This is a genomic window from Paenibacillus sp. FSL R7-0312 (assembly GCF_038004445.1).
Lineage (GTDB): Bacteria > Bacillota > Bacilli > Paenibacillales > Paenibacillaceae > Paenibacillus_AQ.
The window spans coordinates 26,403-49,612 of record NZ_JBBORE010000001.1; the positions used below are offsets into that span (position 1 = coordinate 26,403).

Genomic DNA, 23,210 nt, shown 5'->3' on the forward strand with positions numbered 1-23,210 from the left:
CGGACATTCTCCTGCTTCGCCTGCACTATGAGCATAATAGAAGGGAGACTTATAGCGTTTAGCCATGAGCCTCCCTTCTATTGATATGAAGCTCCCGTTCTTCTAACAAACCAGCTGCGTTGCCCAGGCATCCTCCACCGTTGCTTTACCGCGCCTCCTCTTACTCCGCCTCATCCTGCTTCATTATGTCTTACACAGTGATCATCAGCTGCTGCTTATTTCCGTGATTTGTTACTTTGACGGCGCTGCCAGGTTAGCCCTAGTGCTATCAAGATCACCATCCCCGCACCCGCTCCCACATATAGCAGCCAGGGTGCTGTTGCTGAATGGTTGTCTACAGGTACTGAAGGTGCATCACCTTCAGCGGTCTCTGGCGGAGCTGTCGGCGACCCGCCGCCGGTACCTGGCCCCAGCTCATTCAGATCTTCCTGCGCGTCAGCATACAGGGCAGTTCGGCTGCACAGGCTCGTAGTCAACTCACTCTGTTCTTCATCCCCCTTCGCTAGGTTTCCATCTGCTTCCGCTCCTCTTGCATAAACCATATAGCGTTCCCCCTCGGCGAACTCAAAGCCGCAGCTGTCTCCGGACTGCGCCGTATTTACGGTCACTTGATTACCCAAATCCCCCTTCCACCGGGCCCCCACCTGAAAGGTAACCTGCATGGGATCAGCACTGGATTGCATAATTCCGGATGGTTTGGTGACCGATATTACGGTGCCTTCAAACACAGCCGCACTGTCTTCCAGAGCCTCCAGCGGCGGAGCTGGTATGACACAAGAACAGGCATAGGTAACCTGCGGACGTACAGTCAGTAGTGTCATGGAGACAAGCAGGACGCACAGGATCATGAGCAAGACGCCCGGGATTCTTTTTATCGCAATCATCATAATCACTCTCCTTATTCCCCAGACGAAATTCCCAGAGAAAGGTTACTCTATAAACCATAAAATCCCATACCAGCTAAAAGGCACGCGGGAATAATAGGACAGTCAGCGTAATAACAGCTACGTGATAACGCCTGCGTCATGGGCATGTGATAGCAAGCTGCGACCAGACAGCTACGTGATAACGGCTGCATCATGAGCATGTGCTACCAGCTATGCCTGACGGATATATGATAGCGGCTGGCTCATCATGTCTGCAGGCTAACCCCCAATATTTACCCGCATCTACTTTCTGCATCTGCTCTTCGTATTTACTCTCTAAATTCACTCTCTATGTCCACCCTCCGCCTCGATCTCCCGCGCAATTGCGGTCAGCTGCCGCATCCCTTCGCGCAGCAGTGCTTCGCTGGCGAAGGAGTAGCTGAGGCGCAGCCAGGACTTCATCTCGCCCAGCGGATCACAGATTTCACCGGGAACGAAGGAGATAGACTGCTCCATACAGCGTACAAACAGCGTATCTACGGACACTGTGTCCGGCAGCTTCACCCACAGGTTCAGCCCGCCCTGCGGCGCTGTCCATTCCCAGCCGGTGGCTGCAAGCTCCTCCTCCATAATCTCCTTATGCACCTGAAGCGCGATCCGCAGCTTGCCGAGATGCTGCTGCAGGCGCGGCGAGGTGTAGTAGTGGAGAAATATCTTCTGATTCAGCAGCGGCGTCCCGTTGTCCGCCAGCGACTTGGCGGCAATCAGCCGCTCCATGAACGGATAACGGCAGGCTACTGCGCAGATCCGCAGCCCGGGGGCCACGTACTTGCTGAAGCTGCTGATATAGATGACCCAGCCTTCGGTATCATAGGCAAAAAACGGTGCCGGCGGTTCCTCCTCAAAGTGCATATCACGGAACGGATCATCCTCCACCAGCAGGCAGCGGTAGCGCTCCGCCAGCTCAACGAGCAGCTTGCGCTGCTTAGCCGGCACCGTATAACCCGTCGGATTATGGTGCGTCGGGTTAATATAGAACATCCGCGGCTTATGCCTGCGCATCAGTTCTTCGACCGCCGCCAGATCATACCCCTGGGGCGAGATCTCCACCGGAACCAGCCGCGCGCCTGCCCGGCGGAAAATATCCAGCGCCACACTATAAGTCGGACGCTCCACCAGCACGGCATCCATCGGGCCGAGCATGATTCCGGCGATCAGATTGATCGCCTGCTGCGCTCCCGAAGTAATCAGCAGCTCGCGGGCCGACAGCTGCAGCCGGTACCGGTCATGGAAATGGCTGCTCAGCGTAGCGCGCAGCTCCTCATCCCCCTGCACGGTGGAATAGGTACCCATGACCTTCGGGTAGAGGTCGAATACTTTTTTGACATAATCGGACAGGAACAGGTTGGGCAGCAGACCCGGATCAATCAGCGCTTGAGAGAACTGGTAAGTCACCGGCTTCCGCTGAATATCAGACATCGGACTCTTGACCGTATACCCTAATACGGCTGCCCCCTCCTCCACCGAATTGGCCAGCCGGCTGCCCGGCGATACATAATAACCGGATTTGTCTTTGACATACAGCATACCGTTCTCCGTAAGTGCCCGGTAAGCCTTAAATACCGTCAGCCGGTGGACACCCAGCTCATCCGCCAGCAGCCGGATCGACGGCAGCTTGTCATGGGGCTTCCACTCCCCGCGCCCGATCCGATTCGCCATGAACTCATAGACTTGGCGGAACAAGGGATTACTTTGCTCTGCTCCCACTGACTTCTTCATATACCCCCGCCCTCTCCACAATATACTCACAGCCGCCCCGCTGCCCACAGCTCACCGCTCGCCGCTCACTCCTGCGCACACTTTCGCCAACTGCTCTTTGCCCTATTGTACAGCATTCCGCCCGGCAACTGTTCTGTGTTCCGCAATCTGTTCTGCGCCTATGAGGATATGATTAACAGAATACTTCAAGAGATTGCCACATTACCACCACAAAGGGGCACGGAAACATGATTATGTTAGCTTATTCACTGGTCTGTCTGATCTTCGGCACAACCTTTCTCGCGATCAAAATCGGCGTAGACGCCGGAGCGCCGCCGTTCTTCTCTGCGGGACTTCGTTTTTTCACGGCAGGGGCGGTGCTGTTCCTGTTCATGGTAGTGAAAGGCAAAGCCAGCTTCTCGCTGCTACTGCGCAAGGAAATGCTGTTCACCGGAGCAACGCTGACCTTCGGCACCTTCGCCGCACTTTACTGGGCCGAGCAATATGTATCCTCCGGACTTGCGGCCGTATTATCGGCAACCGGGCCGATGATGATTCTGCTGATGCAGATGGCTTTTCTCCGGCAAAAGGCTCCTGGCTACTCGCTGTTCGGCTGTATCATCGGCTTCACCGGCGTACTGCTGCTTGTGCTGCCCAGCCTTGCGGCTGATGTCACTCCGCTCTGGCTGATCGGCTGTGTTGTCGTCCTGATCGGAGAAATCTGCTATGCGGCAGGTGCGATCTACTCCAAAAAAGTAACCACTACCTTCTCCGGAGTATCACCTGTGGCACTGAATGCGGCCCAGATGATGTACGGCGGAGCGTTATTGTTCATCATATCGCTGATTACCGAGCCGCTGCATCCCTCCTTCCTGCTATCGTTCAAAACCGCAGGCTCCCTGCTCTACCTGACCGTTGTCGGCTCCATGGTTGGTCATACCCTGTTCTACTGGCTCGTCTCCAAGACGAATCCCGTCTTTCCGTCAACCTGGCTGTATATCTCTCCGCCGATTGCCGTCGGGGTGGGCTTCCTGTTCTATAACGAGACGGTAACCTGGGTAACGCTGCTTGGTGTATTCACCATTATCGCTGGCACGGTCCTTGTGAATGCAGGCGCGCTGAAGCAGCTGATTTTCAAACAAAAACCGGCAATACCCGTACTACATAAAACAAGTATTGAAGCTCTTCCGCAGGAGTAGCTCTGCCCGTGCCAAACAAAAACAGCCTGGACCCTGATCAAAGGGCTCCGGGCTGTTCTGTTGTCTTTATATATGGCTCAAATATGGCTCAAGCACCATGAACCTTAATGCTGCTCCACAGAGCTGAAATACAAATTCAGCGGCAATTCTTCATCACTCTGGTTACTGTTCGATATCCTGTAGGTGATAAACAGCTTGTTCTCACCCTCGCCGTATGCCCAGGATTCTTCGATTGAGCCTGTCAGCGGCTTAAGCGGAAAGGCCATCCGGTCAATAGATTGAACGGATTGCTCGACTTTGTCAGTCTCTTCAGCGTCCGCAGGTTTGTATTGGTCCAGAAAAGCACGCACCAGCTCTCTTGCATCCTCATAACCGCTGTCCGATCTGGGGAAGACCGTCCCTATCCGGTACCCAATGATTGTACCCGTTGTAACATCTGCCGTAATCTGCTGGATGAACTCCATTGGATTGACGGTCAGGATCTCATCCTGCATGATTGTACCCAAATTCGGATCAAATTCCCCAACAGCATCCGTAACTTCCAGAACGGCAAGCCCGTCTTCGAGCGGCTGGTTGAACACAGCCCTGTGCCCTTCCACCTGTGTGAACAATTCTGCGTACTTCGGGGTGTCCTTGCTGCATCCGGCAGATAACAACGTTAGGATGACTATCCCGCATATGAGAACGAAGCATGATTTCCTCAAATGAATACACCTCCTTGCCTGATCAAACCTTACCATACATGTGAGGAAAGAGCATTAAATAAATACCATATATTAGAATATTATTGCTTCTCCTTAACGAAATTCTGATTATGCTACCTATTTTTTCATAAAATCATTATATATGACGTATTATATATTGCATTCATGATCATTATTGCGTATTATATAACCAAGTTAGAGGATTTATTTTCAAACAGGACGTCTGAATGAAGAGGGGGAATCGGCGCACGGTGCTCCTTTTCTGCCAAGGGAGTGCCTGTATCTATAACGTAAACCGGAAAGTGGAGGAAAACTGTGATCGAACTGACAACCCGGCAATTGCAAATTATTGAGATTGTGAAAAAAAGAGCGCCGATTACCGGAGACCAAATCGCGGAAAGCCTGGGCCTGAGCCGGCCGACCATCCGGGGGGACTTGTCCATCCTGGTTATGCTCGAATATGTCGATGCGAAGCCGAAGGTCGGTTATTTCCCCGGTACCAAAGCCGCAGCGCGCCATAACAGCCGGGGGCTGCTGCAGGATACCAAGGTTAGCGATATCCAGAGCATCCCGGTCATTATCCGCGAGAATACAACGATTCAGGACGCTGTAGTTACACTGTTTCTTCAGGATGTCGGTACGCTGATCATTTGTGATAGCGACGGCAAGCTGACCGGTGTCGCCTCGCGCAAGGACTTCCTGAAGGTCACGCTCGGTAATCCCGGAGCGGTAACCATGCCTGTGAGCATGGTCATGACCCGCCAGCCCAAGGTAGTAACTGTTTCGCCTGATGACACGGTGCTTGACGCCGCGCAGCGCATGATATACCACGAGGTAGACAGTCTGCCGGTAGTTGTTCCCCGCAGCGGGGAAGGGTCCGGCCCAGGTCTGGACGTAGTAGGGCGGCTCACGAAGACTTCCATCGTGAAGCTTCTCCTCGAGCTTGAAGCCAAAGGATAATGGAGGAATCGATAGAGCATGGAGCCATCCACCCATTACATTACGATATGCTCGGATTCTATTGGAGATACGGCGGAAGCTGTCGTGCAGGCCGTCATTCACCAATTTCAGAATCAGCGTGTCACGATCAGAAGATACGGCAATGTCAGACATGAAGATGAACTGCGCAAATTAATGGAAGAGACCGCCCAGCTTCAGGGTTTCGTAGCTTATACCCTGGTCCAGCCGGAGCTGCGGGAGATGATCCGCGAGGAGGCGGTCCGCCTCGATCTGCGGATTGTGGATATTATGGGCCCGATGATGCAGGCCTTCATCGATACCTTCGATGATGCTCCGGAGGCCAGGCCCGGACTGCTCCATCAGCTGGATGAGGAATATTTCAGCCGGATCGAGGCGATTGAATTCACCGTCGCCTGTGATGACGGACGTGATCTCGGGGCCATGCTTAAGGCAGATATTGTTCTGCTCGGCATGTCCCGCACCTCGAAGACACCGCTCAGCATCTTTCTGGCTCACCGCGGTAAGAAGGTGGTGAATTATCCGGTTGTCCCGGAGGTCGGTCCGCCGCAGCAGCTGCTGAGCCTGCCGCCCAACCGGATCATCGGACTGACCATGAAGCCGGAGTACATGCTGAAGATCCGCTCTGAGCGGCTGAAGATGCTGGGTTTGCCTACCGGCTCGCAATATGCCAGCCTCGAACGCATTACAGAAGAGATGGAATATGCGGCAACACTGTTCGCCAAGCTGGGCTGCCCGGTTATTGATATTACGGATAAGGCGATTGAAGAAACCGCCGGCATTATCATGGGATATATCTAATCTAACTATTCTAACTACACTGGAGGGAATCATTATGGAACGCGAATTGGCACTGGAAATTGTACGGGTCACTGAATTGGGTGCTTTATCCTCAGCACGCTGGATTGGCCGGGGCGACAAGAATGCGGCAGATGATGCTGCCACAACCGCAATCCGTTCCATGTTCGATTCTGTCTCCATTGACGGAACCGTGGTGATCGGCGAAGGCGAGATGGATGAGGCGCCGATGCTCTATATCGGAGAACGTGTCGGTAACCAGAGCGGCCCTTCAGTCGATGTAGCGGTAGATCCGCTGGAAGGGACCGAGGTCGTCGCCTGCGGACTGCATAATGCACAGTCGGTGATTGCAATTGCTGACAAGGGCAGCCTGCTGCATGCGCCGGATATCTATATGGAGAAGCTGGCCTGCGGACCGGAGCTGGCCGGTAAGCTAAGCCTGGACGAACCGGCCGAAGTAACGCTGCGCAAAGCCGGCATGATCACCGGCAAAGCGCTCTCCGAGCTGACGGTGATGGTGCTGGACCGCAAGCGGCATGAAGGCTTAATCAGCATCCTGCGTGAAGCAGGCGTGCGCATCAAGCTGATCAATCACGGCGATGTCGCCGGGGCAATAGCCGCTGCGCTGCCGGACAGCGATGTAGATCTGTACATGGGCTCCGGGGGAGCACCGGAAGGTGTCCTCGCCGCCGCCGCACTGCGCTGCCTGGGCGGCGAGCTTCAGGGCAGGCTGCTGCCCGAAGGCCCCTTCGAGATGCAGCGCTGCCTGCAGATGGGCCTGGACAATCCGGCACGGGTGCTGTCCATGGAGGATATGGTCGGCACCGGCGATGTCATCTTCGCCGCCACCGGGGTAACCTCCGGCGAGTTCCTCAGCGGCGTCCGCTTCATCGGCAAGGAACGCGCCGAGACCCATTCGGTGATCATGCGGGCGCAGAGCCGCACGATCCGCTACATCCGCAGCATTCATTTCCTGCCGGGCAAGGACATCCCGGAGGTCATTCCGGCCAGAGCCAATGCGGCCTTTATGTAGGATCTGGATATACAAAAGGGTTTCCGTGAAGTCCGGCTGGACTTCACGGAAACCCTTTTATTATCTCGCTGACACAGTTCCATGCTTAAAGTGACGGCAAAGCCGTTCCCATTAGCTTTAGCTTTTATGACAAATTCCGTCATCTAGCCTGTCAGCACGTCATAACGTCCCTGATTCTTACCGGCTGCGGCTGTGGTCTCTCAGCAGCTCGTCACTGCCGTCCACCTTCACCTCACCGCTCTTGTTGACCCGCGCTTCCTCGCGTCTGACCGTATCCTGTACCTGCTCGGTTCCCTGAACCTCACGTTTGTGAATTCCGACTTCACCGGTATCGACCGTATTCTTGCGGACCTCCACCTGCTCCTCGCTCACCGGGACATTGATCATTTTCTGCTCTTCAATGATCTCCTTGTGTACGTTGACCTCACCTGTCTGCACCTTGTTCTTGGATACATCCAGCTGTTCTTCACGCAAACGCAGCTTGCGGTCTTCATCCAGATCATTGGACCTGCCAGTTCGTGTATGATCCAGCGTCCCGTCTATGCCATTCGCTGTACCGGAATATACATCTCCCGTCATTCCCGGCCGGTTCACATCATCCAGTGCTCTTGTCCCCGGGAGATCATGCTCCGTTGCCGAATTCATCGTATCCAGCCCTGTATCATCCCTGCCTTCAAGACCCGAGCCGTTGAACGCGGCATCCACGGTATCTGTTACCGAATGACGTGCGGTATCCGCAGCATCGCCGGTTGTATTAGGATCATCCATATAACGGTCTGCGTTCGCTGAATTATGGTTGCGGAATATCGAGTATGCATCACTTTCCCGCGTGTTATCTGTATCAACCATAACCAGAATGCGCCCTTCATCCACATAATTGTCATAACTCTCCGCTTCATCCTCCGGAATACCCAGCCCGATCAGACCGCCCACAAGCCCGCCTGTTCCTGCACCTACGGCTGCTCCCGTCAATGTCGCGGCAATTGGTCCCGCAGCAATAATAGGCCCGATCCCCGGTATCGCCAGCGCGCCGATGCCTGCCAGCAGCCCGGTGACACCGCCGAGTATACCGCCTGTTGCTGCACCCGATGCCATGCCCTCAGGCGCCTTGGTTCCTGTCTCATCACTGATCGCTTCAACATCCCGTTTATTTCTCGCTATCACTGAGATATCCTCTGTCAGAAACCCGTGACTTTTCAAGTCTTCAATGGCCCGTGAAGCTTCATGCTCGGTATAGAATACACCTACAATTTTCTTATTCATAACGATTCCCTCCTGGTAGCTTATTTTGTGAATAAGGATTGGTCTCACTTTAACTTTCACATCCCTTACTTAACCAAACAGGCATCCGCGAAACTGATATTTTATAAAACTGTAAACGTAACCTCAAAATTATTTATGAAACAGGAAATAATCCGGGAAATAATTCCCAAGCGCATTTTCTCCTGCATCCCGGACACATTTTACTCATATTTCCCGTTTCGGAGTCAGCATAGATCACATCCAATTATCCTCCTCATGGCATTTATTAAGCCTTTTAGAACAATGGGCTCAACCACATTACAGCACCGCCAAAAGAGACTATACTCCTCATAAGACAGGTCAGCCACTCAGATATCATTTAGGGGGAACCGCGATGAATATGCGTTTGAAGGTGCTCAAGAAGCATTTACTTTTCTGCTGCAGCGAACACTGCAATAACCAGGATGTCGAAGAGGTCATGCAGGAATTCAAAGAGCAGATGGTGGAACACGGGATTAACAAAACGGTCAAAATCAACAAAACCAGCTGCCTCGGCCTATGCGGCAACGGCCCTTTTGTCATCGTGTATCCTGACGGAATCTGGTACTACAATGTAACCACCGATGATGTGGCGCGCATTGTGGAGGAGCATCTGGTGAACGGGGTGCCCGTGGAAGAGCTCGTTATGCTCAAAATGGAAGCCTGACCCTGCCGAAACTCCGGCATCTGTGTTATGAAATATGTACGTAAGGTCCCCCTCCCTTTCAGCGGAGCCGGGACTTTTTGCGGTGTATCTGCCTTGGGGTCACCGTAAAGTACCTGAGCAATTCATCGAAGCCAGAGCCTCACTTTATGGGGTTATTTTGCGGTTGATCAGCCTTGGTGAAACTGATGTATAATGGGGAATATACGCTTTTTAGGCAAAGAACACTCCCTATACAGGAAAGAGGCTGAAGCATGGCCATATTCAAATATAATTCCCATCGTCCACACCGCACCAGTCCCGATCTCCATCTCCATTATTGGGGACAGGAGCAATGCGCACCCGGCCATTCCGTCGGACCCGGGGTCCGTGATTTGTACAAAATCCACTTCATTCACGAAGGCACCGGCAAAGTCGTTGTCGGGGAAGCGAGCCACACGCTGGGGGCAGGACAAGCCTTCCTCACCTATCCCCATGTTGTGACGCATTATGCCGCAGACCCGGACAGTCCCTGGACCTACTCATGGATTGCTTTTACCGGAGAAGAAGCCGGATATCTGCTGTCGCGGACGTCGCTGTCGCCGGAGCAGCCGGTGTTCCCGATGGATCAAGAGCTCATGCCGTCTCTATTCGAGAAGCTGTCTGAAGCCGCTGATTGCCAGGATATGCTGGATCTGCCGCTCAAGGTAATCCTCTATGAGTTCTTCTCCCTGCTGCTGCGCACGGTTCCGGCCACTGCCAACCTGGTGATTCCGCGTCAAAAGAGTGTCTATGTCGAGCAATGCCTCCACTACCTGCATGCCCATTACTGTGAGAATGTCACCGTGGAGAGCATGTCCGCTTCCTTGAAGCTGGACCGCAAGTATCTGTCCACGCTGTTCAAACGGACGATCGGTCTGCCGCCGCAGCAGTATCTGCTTAATTTCCGGATTGCCAAGGCCTGCGAATTGCTGACCGAGACCAGCTGCACCATCGGCGAGATCTCGCATTCGGTCGGGTATCAGGATGCACTGCTCTTTTCCCGTATGTTCAAAAAGGTTAAAGGCTGCCCCCCCAAAGAATACCGCATCCGCCACACGGATACTGACATTGTTCTATAAACTTCATCCATGCTGACATACGATTATCCCCACGGATTCGCTACAATAAGGACGTGCCCTGCCCTGAGAAGCAAACGCTAACATTCCCCGGATAGGGAGCGCCAGTTTGTACACATTAATCACAGAACACACTAACCAACAAATTACAGGAGGAATAATATGTATACCGCTAGTCCTGAACGCTATGACACTATGAAATATAACCGCACCGGCCGCAGCGGCCTGCTGCTCCCGGCGATTTCGCTTGGACTCTGGCATAATTTCGGCGGCAACGATGTGTTCGAGAACGGCCGGGCCATGGTCCGCCGCGCTTTCGACCTGGGGATTACCCACTTCGATCTCGCCAATAACTACGGTCCGCCCGCAGGCACCGCCGAAGAGAGCTTCGGGCAGATTCTGAAGAAGGATCTCGCCGCGTACCGCGATGAGCTGATCATCTCCAGCAAAGCCGGCTACTATATGTGGCCCGGCCCGTACGGCGAATGGGGCTCCAAGAAGTATCTCGTGTCCAGTCTCGATCAGAGCCTGAAGCGGCTCGGCCTGGATTATGTGGATATCTACTATCACCACCGTCCAGATCCGAATACGCCGCTCGAAGAAACCATGTCTGCACTGGATCTGTTAGTACGCCAGGGCAAAGCGCTGTATGTCGGTATTTCGAACTACAAGCCTGAAGAGGCGCGTGAAGCCGCGCAGATTCTCCGCCGTCTCGGCACTCCCTGCCTGATTCATCAGCCGAACTATTCGATGATGTCACGCTGGATCGAAGACGGGCTGCAGGATGTGCTGGCTGAAGAAGGCATCGGCACTATCGCCTTCTCTCCGCTGCAAAAGGGTATCCTGACCGACCGTTACCTGAACGGCATTACCGCGGACTCCCGCGCAGCCGGACCAAGCGTATTCCTCTCCGAGAAGGAAATCACGGCCGAGGTGATCGCCAAGGTAAGCAAGCTGAACGATATTGCCGCAGCCCGCGGACAGAAGATGTCCCAGCTCGCCTTATCCTGGGTACTCCGCGGCGGCAAAGTGACCTCCGCCCTGATCGGCGCGAGCAAAGTCAGCCAGATCGAAGATGCTGTAGCTTCCCTGAATGCGCCTGAGCTGAGTGCAGAAGAGCTGGAGCAGATTGAGAACATTTTACGCGGATAACCCAAGCGCCTGGAAGACTGTAAGACAACTTCTATTCATACTTATGACGGCAATCCTACACGCCCGGCTGACAGTCAACGGCGGCAGGATTGCCGTTTTTGCGCACAGATAAGAATGTATATGCTTCACGCAATAAATGTTCCTTATCTTTCTCGCTGAAACGGATACCGTCCTTTGAAGGACGGTGTAGCCGTTTCCACTTGATCCTGATGATATAATAGACACAATTACAGTAACGAAAGGACGTCAGGTCAGATGAACACTAACCGTTTGGGACAATCTGATTTATATGTAAGCTCTATGGGCCTCGGCTGTATGTCGCTAGGGACGGATGAGGCGAAGGCTGCTGCTATTATTCACGAGGCGCTTGATCACGGAATCAATTTCCTGGATACCGCCGATCTCTACGATGAAGGCCGCAATGAGGAAATCGTCGGCCAGGCGATCCGGCACCGCCGTGCAGATGTAATTCTGGCCACCAAAGTGGGCAACCGCAGAATTCCCGGTCAAGAGGGCTGGAGCTGGGATGCTTCCAAAGCCTATATCCGCTCGGCGGTGAAAGAAAGTCTGCGCAGGCTGCAGACCGATTATATCGATCTGTATCAGCTGCATGGGGGAACACTGGAGGATGAGATTGACGAGACGATCGAAGCCTTTGAGGAGCTGAAGCAGGAAGGGGTCATCCGCTATTACGGGATTTCCTCCATCCGGCCGAATGTCATCCGGGAATATGTGCAGCGCTCAGGAATTGTCAGCGTGATGAGCCAGTACAGCATTCTCGACAGACGCCCGGAGGAGAGTATCCTTCCGCTGCTGGCCCGGGAGGGCATCAGCCTGATTGCGCGGGGACCGCTGGCCAGCGGCATCCTGACAGAACATGGCCGCAGCAAGGCGAAGCGGGCATATCTGGACTATACTGCCGCGGAGCTGTCAGAGCTGCACGGCCAGCTGATGCAGCAGACTACCCTCACCCGTACCTTGACACAGACAGCGCTGCAGTATCCGCTGGCCGAGCCGGCCGTTGCCGCTATTATTCCCGGAGCGAGCAGCCTTGCGCAGCTGCGGCAGAATGTTGCATCCGCTGCCTCACCGCCGCTCTCTGCGCTTGAGCTAGAGGCTGTCCGTAAGGTGAGCAAGGCAGGACGGTATACACTGCACTTGTAGAGTTGAATGTTTACAAAGCCAAAGAAGCTGCCTTTGAAGCTGCAGGAAATCTGCAGTCATTGGACAGCTTCTTTTTTCATACATCCGGGGAACAAGTTTGAATTACAGCAATAAATCCGGTTAACCCTGCTTTCTCTTCTTAACGATCCATATAATCACCGAAGCGGCAAATACCAGGGCAGTAATGAGCCATGTCAGCAAAAAAGCCATACCCAGTCCAATATTCGCATCGAGCGCGTCTCTCCGGCTCTCCAGCACCAGCATTACCGCGAGCGGCGCCCCGCTGGCTGCCAGCAGAACCGTCATACTGTAACGGGCAAAATTCGTCCGTTTGTGAATTGCAGCATACAAGCTTATGAAACCAGCAACCAGAAGTACAAATGTCAGCAAAGCTTCCCAGGTTAGTCTGTCCATCCATTCACACCTTCCATCTTCAAGCTAGCGCTCTATGAATCGCTGGGATAACAGCCAGTATAGCTGCTTTGGGAAGCAGACGCAAATGGTGCGAAGTTTCCATTCCAATACGAAAAACCGCCTGGTGTCCATGGCACCATAGGCGGTCTGATTATTGAGAATCAAATCCTTCATCCGCCAAAAAACGTTGTAATATACACCATCGCCAGCAGGCCGAATATAAACGAATAAGTTGAAGGCCGCTCATACCCGTGGCCGTGGCTCTCCGGGATCAGCTCCTTATAGACAATGAAGAGCATCGCTCCGGCCGCGAAGGCCAGCCCGTAACCGACTACATTCTGCACATAGCTGGCTGTAAAATACCCGATAACCGCAGACACCATCTCCATCAGGCCGGTCAGGGCAGCAATAGTCAATGCCTTGCGCCGGGTCGCGCGGGCATTCATCAGAAACACTGCCAGGATCAGGCCTTCCGGCATATTCTGGGCTCCGATTGCAATAGCCACCATGGGACCCAGGCTTGCCTGTTCACTCGCATAGCTGAAGCCCGTACTGAGCCCCTCGGGAATATTATGGATGAACAGCGCGATCATCACGAGCAGCGCTTTGGAATCCAGATTACTGAGACCGGGCTTGTTCTCCACATCAATATGCGGAATATGACTCTCGATCAGATCAAGCAGAAGCACCCCGGTAATCAAGCCAAGCGTAAGGGCGATGATTCCCGACTCTTTGATCGCCTGCGGCATCAGCCCGAAGGTGGTCGCTGACACCATAATTCCGGCGGTGAAGGCAACCAGAACATCCTTCCACAGCTCTGACAGCCGCTTCACGAACAGGATGGGAATCACGCCAAGCACCGTAGCCATTGCAGATAAAAAGCTGCCTAGAAGTGCACTCGCCAAGTCTTCAACCCCTTTTGTGGACAGGACCTATAGACAAGCTTATGCTTTCGGCAGCTTTAATTATAACCAGGCTTCCATTATTTACTTTTTATACAGATCGCACTGGTGGAATTTACGTTAGAGCTGCTCTACAACTCCATAGGAGTTACGTTAAGCGTTCAAAGCGCCCAAACGAGAGTTCAATTGCATTTTGCACAATAAATCAGCTCCATATCTACGTAAAAACTGCATCTGTTGTATTCTGTACAGCAGAATCCAGCAGTAAAGGGGTTATGGAGCCAAACTCCAGAAATCAAATGTATGAAATACAATAGAAAGAGTTTTAACCCCAAATAAGTTGAGTTCTACTGTACTAAATACAATCATCCTCCAATGAAGATCTATCTAGAACTACTCCAGCTTCGCGCATTTCTCAAACCATTGGTCTACCCGCCGGCCGATAGACGAATCGGACACGGTCTGAATCTTTCCTTGCTCAAAAACCACCTTCCCGCCCACGACTACTGTCCGGATCGCTCCCGGCTGCATCGCATAGACCATGTTGGCGAATAATTCCTGCTTCGGAGCCAGCGACAGATCGTGAATGTCAAGCGCTGCAAAGTCAGCATGCTGCCCGATATCGAGCGAGCCCACCGGCAGCCGTAGAATCCCACCGGCACTCCGGGTGCCCATACGGTACACCTCCCCGGCGGTGATGCAGGTGCCGTCCAGCCGGCTGACCTTCTGCAGCAGCGCGCACATGCGCATCTCCTCATACACACTGATCCGGTTGTTGCTGCAGCCTCCGTCGGTCCCGAGTGTTACTCTGACGCCTGCCTTCAGCAGGTCGGGAATACGGGTCACACCGTCAGCCAGGAACATGTTGCTGGACGGGCAATACGCCAGTGACCCGTGTCTAGCACCGATTAGCTCAATCTCGGATTCTTCCAGCCAGACCAGATGAATTGCAATCATCCGCTCGTCGAGCACGCCCAGGGAATCCAGATAATGCACAGGCCGCAGGCCATAGTCACGCTGGATCTCTTCTACCTCGAACATTTCTTCAGCCACATGGATATGAAAAGGAGTATCCAGCTCCATGGCCAGCTTATGCCCGGCCTTAATCATCTCCGGTGAAGCCGCATGCGGACTATGCGGAGCCGGATGCACCGTAACCATGGGATTGCCCTGATACTTCTTGGCTAATAACCGGGTACGCTCCACAGCCTCCGGAACCGTCTCCCGGTAAGCCAGCGGCGCCCCGGTCCAGTCATACATGGTACGGGCAAATACAAGCCGGATACCCAGATCACCCGCAGCCCGGATTACGGCTTCATCATAGGCAGTTCCGCCGTTATGCACATAGAAGAAATCGCAGACTGTCGTGATTCCGTAGCGCAGCATCTCCCCGAAAGCAAGCAGCGCACCGGTATAGATGGCTTCTTCATCGAGAAGCGGCGTGTACTTGTACAGGGCCCGATCCCGCCATTCCAGAAACGGCTTATCAATTGCAATCCCGCGCAGCAGGCTCTGGAAGGAGTGATTATGTGAATTAACGGTGCCGGGAACGATCGCTCTGCCCTCCCAGGGGATGTGCCTGGCGTCGGGATAGCGGCGCAGCAGCTCCTCACGCTCTCCCACATCCGCAATTATCCCGTTCTCTACCAACAGCGCGCCTTTCTTCTTGAATTCGTCCTGCGTGTACAGAACATCTGCTGAATATATTTCGCGCATGGTTTGATCCTCCTAACGGCTTAGTTGCTCATCGAGTGCCAGAATAGACTGCAGCAGTAAATTGCCCGCCTTCTCAATATCCGCTATCCGGCTCTCTTCTTCCGGGCAGTGGCTTTTACCGCCCAGGCTCGGAACGAAGAGCATTCCTGCGCGGGTCAGCGAAGCCATATGGGTCGCATCATGCCCCGCCATACTGCCCAGGTGAAGGGCAGAAATCCCCAGGGCCTCCGCCTGTACAGCACTCACATCCATGATCAGCGCATCCATTGGCTGCGGTGCCTGATCCAGAATCAGCCGCCGCTCCAGAAGTAGACCTCTGCTCCCGGCAATAGCCTGAGCCTGCTCGCCCCAGGTCTCTATCAGTTCCTGAATACGCTGACGCGTCTCCCCTCTGGCCTCCAGGTGAAAGACTACCTTCTCCGGAATAATATTGGCGGCATTCGGTTCATTGCTGATCCGGCCAATCGTGCCTACGGCTTCATCCGCCGGATGCTTCCGGCAGACCGCTTCGAACGCCAGCATCATCTCTGAGGCGCCCATCAGCGCATCCTTCCGGTCAGCCATCAGGGTTGTCCCGGCGTGATTGGCTTCTCCCGTAACGGTAATTTCTTCGCGATATATCCCCGTGATGGCAGTCACGATCCCCACTGGAATGTCACGGTCCAGCAGCCGTTTGCCTTGCTCAATATGGACTTCAAGATAAGCAGCAAGCTCCGCCGGGTCTCTCCGGCAGTTCCCGAAATGCTCAGGATCACCGCCGGCCAGCAGCAGCGCCTCCGTCAGCAGCTCCCCACGTTCATTGCGCACTCCGGTAAGATCACTCCGGCTGAGCTTTCCCGCGACCGCCCGGCTGCCGAACGTGGATAGTCCGAACGGATTGGGTTCTTCCGCACTGAAGGAGACCAGCTCCAGCGGATGGCGGGTACTGGTCTTATTCTCTTCCAGTACTGTCATTACTTCCAGCGCCAGCAGAACCCCCAGCGCACCGTCATATTTACCGCCGTTCGGGACCGTATCGATATGGGAGCCGAATGCGATGACGGGAAGGCTGCGATGTGCTCTGCCGGAAACGCCGAAGCCACCGGCAGCTGCGGAATCTCTTGAAGGATCTGAACCCTCCACTCCAGCCATATTTCCTGAAACCTCTGAATCTCCGGAAACCTCTGGATATTCCATAGCATCCGAGACTCCGGATGCATTCCCCTCTCCCGCCCCCCTCCGGGTTGCCCAGATATTCGCCGCTTCATCTACCCTGACCCTCAGCTGCAGAGCCTGCAGCTTACTCTTGAGCCACTGCCGTGCGGCCAGTTCAGCCTCAGTGAAGGTCGTCCGGTCCAACCCTCCGGTCTCCTCATTCAGGCCAAACTTGCCCAGCTCCCGGATGTTATTCTGCAGACGGTCCGCATTTATCCGCAAGGATCTCATCACCATACCCTCCGTCCGTTCTGAATGACTGCCTCACCCTTCTTGAACACGGTATCCACCAGATTTACCGCATAATGGTACTGAAGGTAGAGAACGTTCGGTGCATCGAACATCACCAGATCCGCCTGTTTGCCAACCTCAATACTGCCGATCCTATCAGCCCGGCCAAGGGCATGTGCCGCGTTGATTGTACAGGCCGTCAGCACCTCCGCCGGAGTCATGCCCATCGTCAGGCAGGCCAGATTCATAATAAACGGCAGCGATTCCGTCGGGGAGGAGCCTGGATTGCGGTCGGTCGACAGCGCGACAGGCACACCGGCATTGATCATGGCCCGGGCATCGGCCGGCTTCGCCATCAGGAAGAAGGCTGTGCCGGGAAGCAATACGGCGATTACCCCGTTCTCCGCCATTGCCTGTATGCCAGCTTCGGAAGCATGCAGCAGATGATCCGCTGTCACTGCCCCCAGCTCGGCGGCCAGCTCCGCTCCTCCGCAGGAGACAATCTCATCGGCATGAAGCTTGGGCTTCAGCCCCCAGCTCCGGCCTGCCTCCAGAATGTCCCTTGACTGCTCCACCGTGAATACTCCCTCTTCGCAGAACACATCACAGAACTCCGCCAGCCCCTCCCGGGCCACCGCCGGGATCATCTCTTCAATTACACTGCGGACATATCCATCTGCATCGCCGCGATATTCCACCGGCACGGCATGGGCTCCCATGAATGTGGACACCACCTCTACCGGATGGGAAGCATCCAGTCTGCGGGCTGCGCGCAGCTGCTTCAGCTCATCCTCCAGCCGCAAGCCGTATCCGCTCTTGGCTTCGATGGTGGTTACTCCATGCGCCAGGAAACGGTCCAGCCGCTTCACGGTTTCGGCGATCAGCTGCTCCTCCGTAGCTTCCCGGGTCCGTTCGGTGGAATACAGGATTCCACCTCCGGCATTTAGAATGTCCATATATTTAGCGCCCTGCAGCCGCAGATTCAGCTCAAACTCCCGGGAGCCGGCAAAAACGGCATGGGTATGGGGATCGACCAGCCCCGGCGTGACGGTCTTCCCTTCCGCTGAGAACACCGTCACCTGCTTATTCCCGGCATGCTGCTTCACATAGCCGCGCGCATCCTCATCACTGCCGACGAAGGTGAAGATACCGTCCTCGATCACGATTCCCCCGTACTCGATTAGCCCAAGCTCCTCCATCTCCTTGCCTGTCTTCGGCTTATTGCTGGCACCGCCAAGCGTCGCGATCTGGGCAGCGTTCTGAATATAGATCATCACTTGACTCCTTTCGGGTCAATCAGCATGGGTATCACAATGCCTTGCGCCTTGGCTGTCTCCACAGCCAGAGGATAACCCGCATCCGCATGGCGGACTACGCCCATCCCCGGATCTGAGGTCAGCACCCGTTCAAGCCGTGCTTCCGCTTCCTTCGTTCCATCCGCCACCACAACCATTCCGGCATGCTGCGAATAGCCCATGCCGACGCCTCCGCCGTGGTGCAGTGATACCCAGCTGGCGCCGGCAGCGGTATTGACCAGTGCATTCAGCAGCGGCCAATCCGACACCGCATCACTGCCGTCACGCATCGCTTCCGTCTCCCGGTTGGGGGAAGCGACAGAGCCTGCGTCGAGATGATCCCTGCCGATAACAATCGGCGCAGACAGCTCTCCGGCTGCCACCATATCATTGATAATCCGCCCGAACTTCGCCCGTTCACCGTAGCCGAGCCAGCAAATCCGTGCAGGCAGCCCCTGGAACGAGATCTTCGCCTGCGCCAGAGTAATCCAGCGCTGCAGCCCTTCGTTATCCGGGAATGCCTTCAGAATAGCCGCATCCGTCTTATAGATATCTTCAGGATCGCCCGACAGGGCGACCCAGCGGAACGGTCCTTTGCCTTCACAGAATTGCGGGCGGATGTAGGCCGGGACGAAGCCCGGGAAGTCAAAAGCCTGCTTCACGCCTTCATCATAGGCCACCTGGCGGATATTATTACCGTAGTCGAAGGTAACCGCTCCCCTCCGCTTAAGCTCCAGCATCGCTTCGACGTGGCGGGCGATACTCTGTTTGGCCAATTTGACGTATTCCTGCGGGTCCTGAACTCTTAGCAGCTTAGCCGTATCCACCGTGAAGCCTTCCGGCACATAGCCGTTCAGCGGATCATGGGCCGAGGTCTGGTCGGTCAGAATATCCGGGACGAAGCCCCAGGTAATCATCACCGGCAGCAGCTCCGCTGCATTGCCGAGCAGGCCAACCGAGAGCGCCCGCCCGGCGCTTCGGGCCGCTTCAGCCTGAGCCAACGCCTCATCCAGCGTTTCGGCCAGTACATCGCAGTAGCGGGACTGGATTCTTTTCTCAATCCGTGTCCGGTCCACATCGATGCCGATGAATACCCCGCCGTTCATGGTGACAGCCAGCGGCTGCGCGCCTCCCATGCCGCCGAGTCCCGCGCTAAGTGTGATCGTCCCCTGCAGCGAACCGCCGAAATGCTGTCTGGCGCATTCCGCGAAGGTCTCGTACGTGCCCTGCACAATTCCCTGTGTGCCGATATAAATCCAGCTGCCTGCCGTCATCTGCCCGTACATCATCAGCCCCTTCTGATCCAGCTCATGGAAGGTACTCCAGTTGGCCCAGGCTGGGACCAGATTGGAATTCGCCAGCAGCACGCGCGGGGCATCACGATGGGTGCGGAAGACGGCAACCGGCTTGCCGGACTGAATCAGCAGGGTTTCGTTGTCTTCGAGCATCTTAAGGGAGCGCACAATAGCACCATAGCTCTCCCAGTTGCGCGCGGCCTTGCCGATTCCGCCATAGACAACCAATTGCTCCGGGTGCTCCGCCACCTCGGGATCGAGATTGTTCATCAGCATGCGCAGCGCCGCTTCCTGCACCCAGCCCTTGGTGTTCAGCCCGTTGCCTCTTGGCGCGCGGCAGACTCTTGGTTCATCCATATTCATATTCTTAACTCCCCCTCCATTGAACACGCTGATCATGCCGGAAACCCGGTGACTACTTATGCTGGAGATAACTCCCCTTCCAGCGGGAAACTTTCATACGTGCTGGTTTGATTAAAAATCTTGTGCAAAATACAACATTCCCTTCATCAAAATCGGCCGTAATCGGTTGCCCTTGATCAGGAATGAAACGGAACCAGTGCGAACAGCTCCTCCAGTACATCAGCTTCCTTCATCCACTCGGCGATGGTGGCGAAATCACCGGACAGCACCCGGTCACCATCCACGAACGGGACCTGCTCGCGGCAGCGGTCATACAGCCATTTCGTGCCCGCCCCGAGCAGCTCCGGCCCCCGGAAGTCAATGGCCTGCGCCCCGCAGAGCAGCTCGATCGCCAGCACCGCATAGGCATTATCGACGATCTGCTTCGCCTTCCGGGCGCCGATCGTGCCCATGCTTACATGATCCTCCTGATTGCCGGAGGAGGGGATCGAATCCACACTGGCCGGATGAGCCAGTGATTTATTCTCGGACACCACAGACGCCGCCGCATACTGGGCGATCATGAACCCGGACTGCAGCCCTCCGTTCTTCGTCAGGAACGGGGGCAGTCCCTCGTTCAGCTGCGGATTGACCAGCCGCTCGATCCGCCGCTCGGCAATATCCGCCAGCTCCGCCGCGCTGATGGACAGATGATCCATCGGCAGCGCAACCGGCTGCCCGTGGAAATTCCCGCCTGAGATCACCTTGTCTTCATCCGCGAAGATCAGCGGATTGTCTGTGGCCGAGTTGATCTCAATCTCCAGCTTCTCTGCGATGTAAGCCAGCGCATCACGGCTTGCGCCGTGAACCTGCGGCGCGCAGCGCAGCGAATAGGCGTCCTGCACCCGCACTTCTCCCTGGCCGGTCATCAGCTTGCTGCCGTCCGTCAGATTGCGGATGTTGTCGGCTACCTGCCGCTGGCCCTTATGCGGACGAACTGCATGTGTCGCCGGGTCGAACGCATCACGGACCGCCCGCAGCGCCTCACAGCTGAGTGCGGCTGTGCAGTCCGCCCAGTTGGCCAGATTCAGCGCATCCCAGCAGGCCAGCGTGCCGACAGCGGTCATCACCTGTGTTCCGTTGATCAGGGCCAGCCCTTCCTTGGCTGCAAGAACAATTGGCGCAAGCCCCGCTTTGGCCAGCGCCTGAGCACCGGGCATCCGTATACTCTGATAATAAGCTTCGCCTTCGCCGATCAGAACCAGTACCATATGCGACAAAGGGGCAAGGTCACCGCTTGCGCCCAGGGAGCCTTTTTCAGGAATCACCGGAATGACGCCCCGGTTAAGCATCTCCACCATCAGCCGGATCACCTCCAGACGGATGCCGGAATAACCAAGGGATAAGGCGTTTATCCGCAGCAGCAAGATTGCGCGCACGATCTCCTCCGGGAACGGCTCGCCAATTCCGCAGCAGTGGCTGCGGATCAGATTAAGCTGCAGCTGCTTCGTGTCCTCCGGCGAGATGCACGTATCACTGAATTTGCCGAAGCCGGTCGTGAGGCCGTACACTACTTTTTTCTCCAACAGGAGCTTCTCTACATATTTGCGGCTACGGTCCACCTTGCGGCAGCTCTCCACGCCCAGGTCCACCATCCGATGATACCGGGCCACCTTAATAACTTCCTCAATAGTTAATGTATTGCCGTGGATCATGACGGTTTGATTGTCTATTTGGAGCATACGCCTCACCTGCTTCCCGGGTAATAGAAAAAGCCCATACCCTAATAGAGGTACCGGCTTCTATATCACTAATCGCTAAATTACGGCTTATTCTGTTTCAGACTGCTTCTTCACAATCGGGAATGCGACTTAATACAACATTGATTCCGCGAATAAAAGAGTCCTCCGGCTCATCACGTTATATAATATGCCTTACACTCGCTAATCATGAATAATCCTCATTAAAAACAAGTTAGGGCAGTCCCCCACATCCGGGAGCCTGCCCTAATACATATGATATACAGTCCTGAAGCCAGCCCTCAATCCGGGGTTATCCTTGGCTCTCCCGCTCAAATAGCTCTAAATACCGCCCAAGCCCTTTCTCCGCAAGCTCATTCTTCGGAATAAAACGCAGTGCGGCGGAATTCACCCGGTAATGCAGCTTCGCCGGCTCCGGGCCATCGTAGGATAAATCCCCCAGATAAGCCCCGCTCAGCCTGCTGCGCAGGACCGTCCGCACTTCGCCGCTGCCGTAGTCTGCTTCTCGGCGGATTAGCCCCTCTTCCACCGGCCTGGTGAATCCGGGCCAGCCGGTGCCAGCATCGAATTTGTCAGTGGAGCTGAATAGCGGATCACCGCTGATAATATCGGCGTAGATCCCTTCCCCGAAGTAGTTCCAATACTCGTTCTGATACGGCGGCTCCATGGCCTTCCTCTGCGATACTTCATATTGCAGCTCTGTCAGCTGATTCAGCAGCTGCTTCTTATCTTCCCGGCTGTTCCAGTGCAGCTCCGTGAAATCATCACGGCCTGAACCCTTCTGGTACAGCTTATAGTCGAGCGGATGAGTTCTATAATAATGCTGATGCTCCGCTTCCGCCGGATAGAAGGCTGCTGCCGGCAGAATTTCCGTCACAATCGGTGCTTTGAACCGTTTGCTGGCCTGAAGCGCCGCCTTCGACAGCTCCGCCTTCTGCCGCTGCTCTTCGCTGTGTACAAAAATCGCCGCCTCGTACGCACGCCCCCGGTCCATAAATTGCCCGCCGCCGTCTGTCGGATCAATCAGCTGCCAATAAATGTCCAGCAGTCGTTCATAAGGGAAACGTTCCGGGTCAAAGGTGATCTGCACCACCTCCCTATGCCCTGTAGCCTCTCTTCCTAATGCCTCATAGGTAGGGTTCTCCGTATGTCCTCCCGTGTAACCGGATACCACCGAGACTATACCCGGCAGCTCGTCGAACGGCTTGACCATACACCAGAAGCAGCCGCCGGCGAAGGTGGCCACCTGGAGTGTATTTTTAGTAGTCAAACAGACCGCCTCCTTGTACTCTTTTCCCCTATTATATATGAATTTCCTTGTTCACGAGAGCAGAATACGCTGTGAATGCTGTATACTTCCCCGGGAG

The 23,210-nt window shown here is 55.0% G+C and carries 20 protein-coding genes; 8 read left to right on the forward strand and 12 right to left on the reverse strand.

Going from position 1 to position 23,210, the window contains the following annotated elements; translation table 11 throughout:
• Window positions 1-215: 215 nt before the first annotated feature.
• Complete coding sequence (locus tag MKX70_RS00135; protein ID WP_052416006.1) at window positions 216-887, reverse strand: hypothetical protein; 672 nt, start codon at window positions 885-887, stop codon at window positions 216-218.
• Between the two features lie 321 nt (window positions 888-1,208).
• The gene (locus tag MKX70_RS00140; RefSeq protein ID WP_042233019.1) at window positions 1,209-2,645 is read right to left on the reverse strand and encodes an aminotransferase-like domain-containing protein; all 1,437 of its coding nucleotides are present in this window, start codon (window positions 2,643-2,645) and stop codon (window positions 1,209-1,211) included.
• A gap of 227 nt (window positions 2,646-2,872) precedes the next feature.
• On the opposite strand from MKX70_RS00140, the gene MKX70_RS00145 reads away from it, so the two are divergent.
• Window positions 2,873-3,823 carry a DMT family transporter gene (locus MKX70_RS00145; protein ID WP_340839328.1) on the forward strand — a complete coding sequence of 317 codons (951 nt, stop codon included), beginning with the start codon at window positions 2,873-2,875 and terminating at the stop codon, window positions 3,821-3,823.
• A 104-nt stretch (window positions 3,824-3,927) separates the two neighbouring features.
• Here the strand turns inward: MKX70_RS00145 and MKX70_RS00150 are convergent, their stop codons facing one another.
• The gene (locus MKX70_RS00150) at window positions 3,928-4,527 is read right to left on the reverse strand and encodes a hypothetical protein (protein WP_042233014.1); all 600 of its coding nucleotides are present in this window, start codon (window positions 4,525-4,527) and stop codon (window positions 3,928-3,930) included.
• Between the two features lie 315 nt (window positions 4,528-4,842).
• Between MKX70_RS00150 and MKX70_RS00155 the strand changes: the two genes are divergently transcribed.
• Genes MKX70_RS00155 through glpX form a run of 3 tightly spaced genes read left to right on the forward strand, consistent with a single transcriptional unit; the run spans window position 4,843 to window position 7,336 of the window.
• The gene (locus MKX70_RS00155; RefSeq protein WP_340789882.1) at window positions 4,843-5,487 is read left to right on the forward strand and encodes a helix-turn-helix transcriptional regulator; all 645 of its coding nucleotides are present in this window, start codon (window positions 4,843-4,845) and stop codon (window positions 5,485-5,487) included.
• 18 nt (window positions 5,488-5,505) lie between these two features.
• Window positions 5,506-6,306 (forward strand): pyruvate, water dikinase regulatory protein, encoded by an 801-nt coding sequence (locus MKX70_RS00160; RefSeq protein WP_039302045.1) that lies wholly within the window; start codon window positions 5,506-5,508, stop codon window positions 6,304-6,306.
• Between the two features lie 34 nt (window positions 6,307-6,340).
• Window positions 6,341-7,336 carry a class II fructose-bisphosphatase gene (gene glpX, locus MKX70_RS00165; protein WP_042233012.1) on the forward strand — a complete coding sequence of 332 codons (996 nt, stop codon included), beginning with the start codon at window positions 6,341-6,343 and terminating at the stop codon, window positions 7,334-7,336.
• 177 nt (window positions 7,337-7,513) lie between these two features.
• On the opposite strand, the gene MKX70_RS33360 is transcribed toward glpX, so the two are convergent.
• The gene (locus MKX70_RS33360) at window positions 7,514-8,599 is read right to left on the reverse strand and encodes a YsnF/AvaK domain-containing protein (RefSeq protein WP_042233010.1); all 1,086 of its coding nucleotides are present in this window, start codon (window positions 8,597-8,599) and stop codon (window positions 7,514-7,516) included.
• Between the two features lie 373 nt (window positions 8,600-8,972).
• Between MKX70_RS33360 and MKX70_RS00180 the strand changes: the two genes are divergently transcribed.
• From MKX70_RS00180 to MKX70_RS00195, 4 genes are all read left to right on the forward strand, one after another.
• On the forward strand, window positions 8,973-9,284 hold the full coding sequence (locus MKX70_RS00180; protein ID WP_042134087.1) for a (2Fe-2S) ferredoxin domain-containing protein: 312 nt from the start codon (window positions 8,973-8,975) through the stop codon (window positions 9,282-9,284).
• Between the two features lie 251 nt (window positions 9,285-9,535).
• Complete coding sequence (locus MKX70_RS00185; RefSeq protein ID WP_042233008.1) at window positions 9,536-10,381, forward strand: AraC family transcriptional regulator; 846 nt, start codon at window positions 9,536-9,538, stop codon at window positions 10,379-10,381.
• Window positions 10,382-10,540: 159 nt separating this feature from the next.
• Window positions 10,541-11,530, forward strand: coding sequence for an aldo/keto reductase (locus tag MKX70_RS00190; RefSeq protein WP_340839329.1), 990 nt, complete (start codon window positions 10,541-10,543; stop codon window positions 11,528-11,530).
• Between the two features lie 255 nt (window positions 11,531-11,785).
• Window positions 11,786-12,694, forward strand: coding sequence for an aldo/keto reductase (locus MKX70_RS00195; protein WP_042233004.1), 909 nt, complete (start codon window positions 11,786-11,788; stop codon window positions 12,692-12,694).
• A 120-nt stretch (window positions 12,695-12,814) separates the two neighbouring features.
• Here the strand turns inward: MKX70_RS00195 and MKX70_RS00200 are convergent, their stop codons facing one another.
• The 8 genes from MKX70_RS00200 to msrA form a co-directional block, all read right to left on the reverse strand.
• Window positions 12,815-13,108: a hypothetical protein gene (locus tag MKX70_RS00200; RefSeq protein WP_042233002.1), complete on the reverse strand. Its 294-nt coding sequence runs from the start codon at window positions 13,106-13,108 to the stop codon at window positions 12,815-12,817.
• 170 nt (window positions 13,109-13,278) lie between these two features.
• Entirely contained in the window at window positions 13,279-14,013 is a 735-nt protein-coding gene (locus MKX70_RS00205; RefSeq protein WP_081956385.1) for a ZIP family metal transporter, read from the reverse strand.
• 390 nt (window positions 14,014-14,403) lie between these two features.
• Entirely contained in the window at window positions 14,404-15,726 is a 1,323-nt protein-coding gene (locus MKX70_RS00210; RefSeq protein ID WP_340839330.1) for an amidohydrolase family protein, read from the reverse strand.
• Between the two features lie 12 nt (window positions 15,727-15,738).
• Window positions 15,739-17,151, reverse strand: coding sequence for a Zn-dependent hydrolase (locus tag MKX70_RS00215; protein WP_340839331.1), 1,413 nt, complete (start codon window positions 17,149-17,151; stop codon window positions 15,739-15,741).
• On the reverse strand, window positions 17,151-18,425 hold the full coding sequence (hutI, locus tag MKX70_RS00220; RefSeq protein WP_042232997.1) for an imidazolonepropionase: 1,275 nt from the start codon (window positions 18,423-18,425) through the stop codon (window positions 17,151-17,153). The genes MKX70_RS00215 and hutI overlap by 1 nt, the downstream gene beginning before the upstream one ends.
• A complete protein-coding gene (hutU, locus tag MKX70_RS00225; RefSeq protein WP_156122957.1) occupies window positions 18,425-20,104 on the reverse strand; it encodes a urocanate hydratase in 1,680 nt (559 codons plus the stop codon). The genes hutI and hutU overlap by 1 nt, the downstream gene beginning before the upstream one ends.
• A 176-nt stretch (window positions 20,105-20,280) precedes the next feature.
• Entirely contained in the window at window positions 20,281-21,825 is a 1,545-nt protein-coding gene (hutH, locus tag MKX70_RS00230; protein ID WP_042232995.1) for a histidine ammonia-lyase, read from the reverse strand.
• A 310-nt stretch (window positions 21,826-22,135) separates the two neighbouring features.
• Window positions 22,136-23,113 (reverse strand): peptide-methionine (S)-S-oxide reductase MsrA, encoded by a 978-nt coding sequence (gene msrA / locus MKX70_RS00235; RefSeq protein WP_340839332.1) that lies wholly within the window; start codon window positions 23,111-23,113, stop codon window positions 22,136-22,138.
• Between the last annotated feature and the right edge of the window lie 97 nt (window positions 23,114-23,210).

Coding starts and splice junctions, on each gene's coding strand:
- MKX70_RS00135 (WP_052416006.1), bottom strand. CDS start 887: ATGATGATTGCGATAAAAAGAATCCCGGGCGTCTTGCTCATGATCCTG.
- MKX70_RS00140 (WP_042233019.1), bottom strand. CDS start 2,645: ATGAAGAAGTCAGTGGGAGCAGAGCAAAGTAATCCCTTGTTCCGCCAA.
- MKX70_RS00145 (WP_340839328.1), top strand. CDS start 2,873: ATGATTATGTTAGCTTATTCACTGGTCTGTCTGATCTTCGGCACAACC.
- MKX70_RS00160 (WP_039302045.1), top strand. CDS start 5,506: ATGGAGCCATCCACCCATTACATTACGATATGCTCGGATTCTATTGGA.
- glpX (WP_042233012.1), top strand. CDS start 6,341: ATGGAACGCGAATTGGCACTGGAAATTGTACGGGTCACTGAATTGGGT.
- MKX70_RS33360 (WP_042233010.1), bottom strand. CDS start 8,599: ATGAATAAGAAAATTGTAGGTGTATTCTATACCGAGCATGAAGCTTCA.
- MKX70_RS00180 (WP_042134087.1), top strand. CDS start 8,973: ATGAATATGCGTTTGAAGGTGCTCAAGAAGCATTTACTTTTCTGCTGC.
- MKX70_RS00185 (WP_042233008.1), top strand. CDS start 9,536: ATGGCCATATTCAAATATAATTCCCATCGTCCACACCGCACCAGTCCC.
- MKX70_RS00190 (WP_340839329.1), top strand. CDS start 10,541: ATGTATACCGCTAGTCCTGAACGCTATGACACTATGAAATATAACCGC.
- MKX70_RS00195 (WP_042233004.1), top strand. CDS start 11,786: ATGAACACTAACCGTTTGGGACAATCTGATTTATATGTAAGCTCTATG.
- MKX70_RS00200 (WP_042233002.1), bottom strand. CDS start 13,108: ATGGACAGACTAACCTGGGAAGCTTTGCTGACATTTGTACTTCTGGTT.
- MKX70_RS00210 (WP_340839330.1), bottom strand. CDS start 15,726: ATGCGCGAAATATATTCAGCAGATGTTCTGTACACGCAGGACGAATTC.
- MKX70_RS00215 (WP_340839331.1), bottom strand. CDS start 17,151: ATGAGATCCTTGCGGATAAATGCGGACCGTCTGCAGAATAACATCCGG.
- hutI (WP_042232997.1), bottom strand. CDS start 18,425: ATGATCTATATTCAGAACGCTGCCCAGATCGCGACGCTTGGCGGTGCC.
- hutU (WP_156122957.1), bottom strand. CDS start 20,104: ATGAATATGGATGAACCAAGAGTCTGCCGCGCGCCAAGAGGCAACGGG.
- hutH (WP_042232995.1), bottom strand. CDS start 21,825: ATGCTCCAAATAGACAATCAAACCGTCATGATCCACGGCAATACATTA.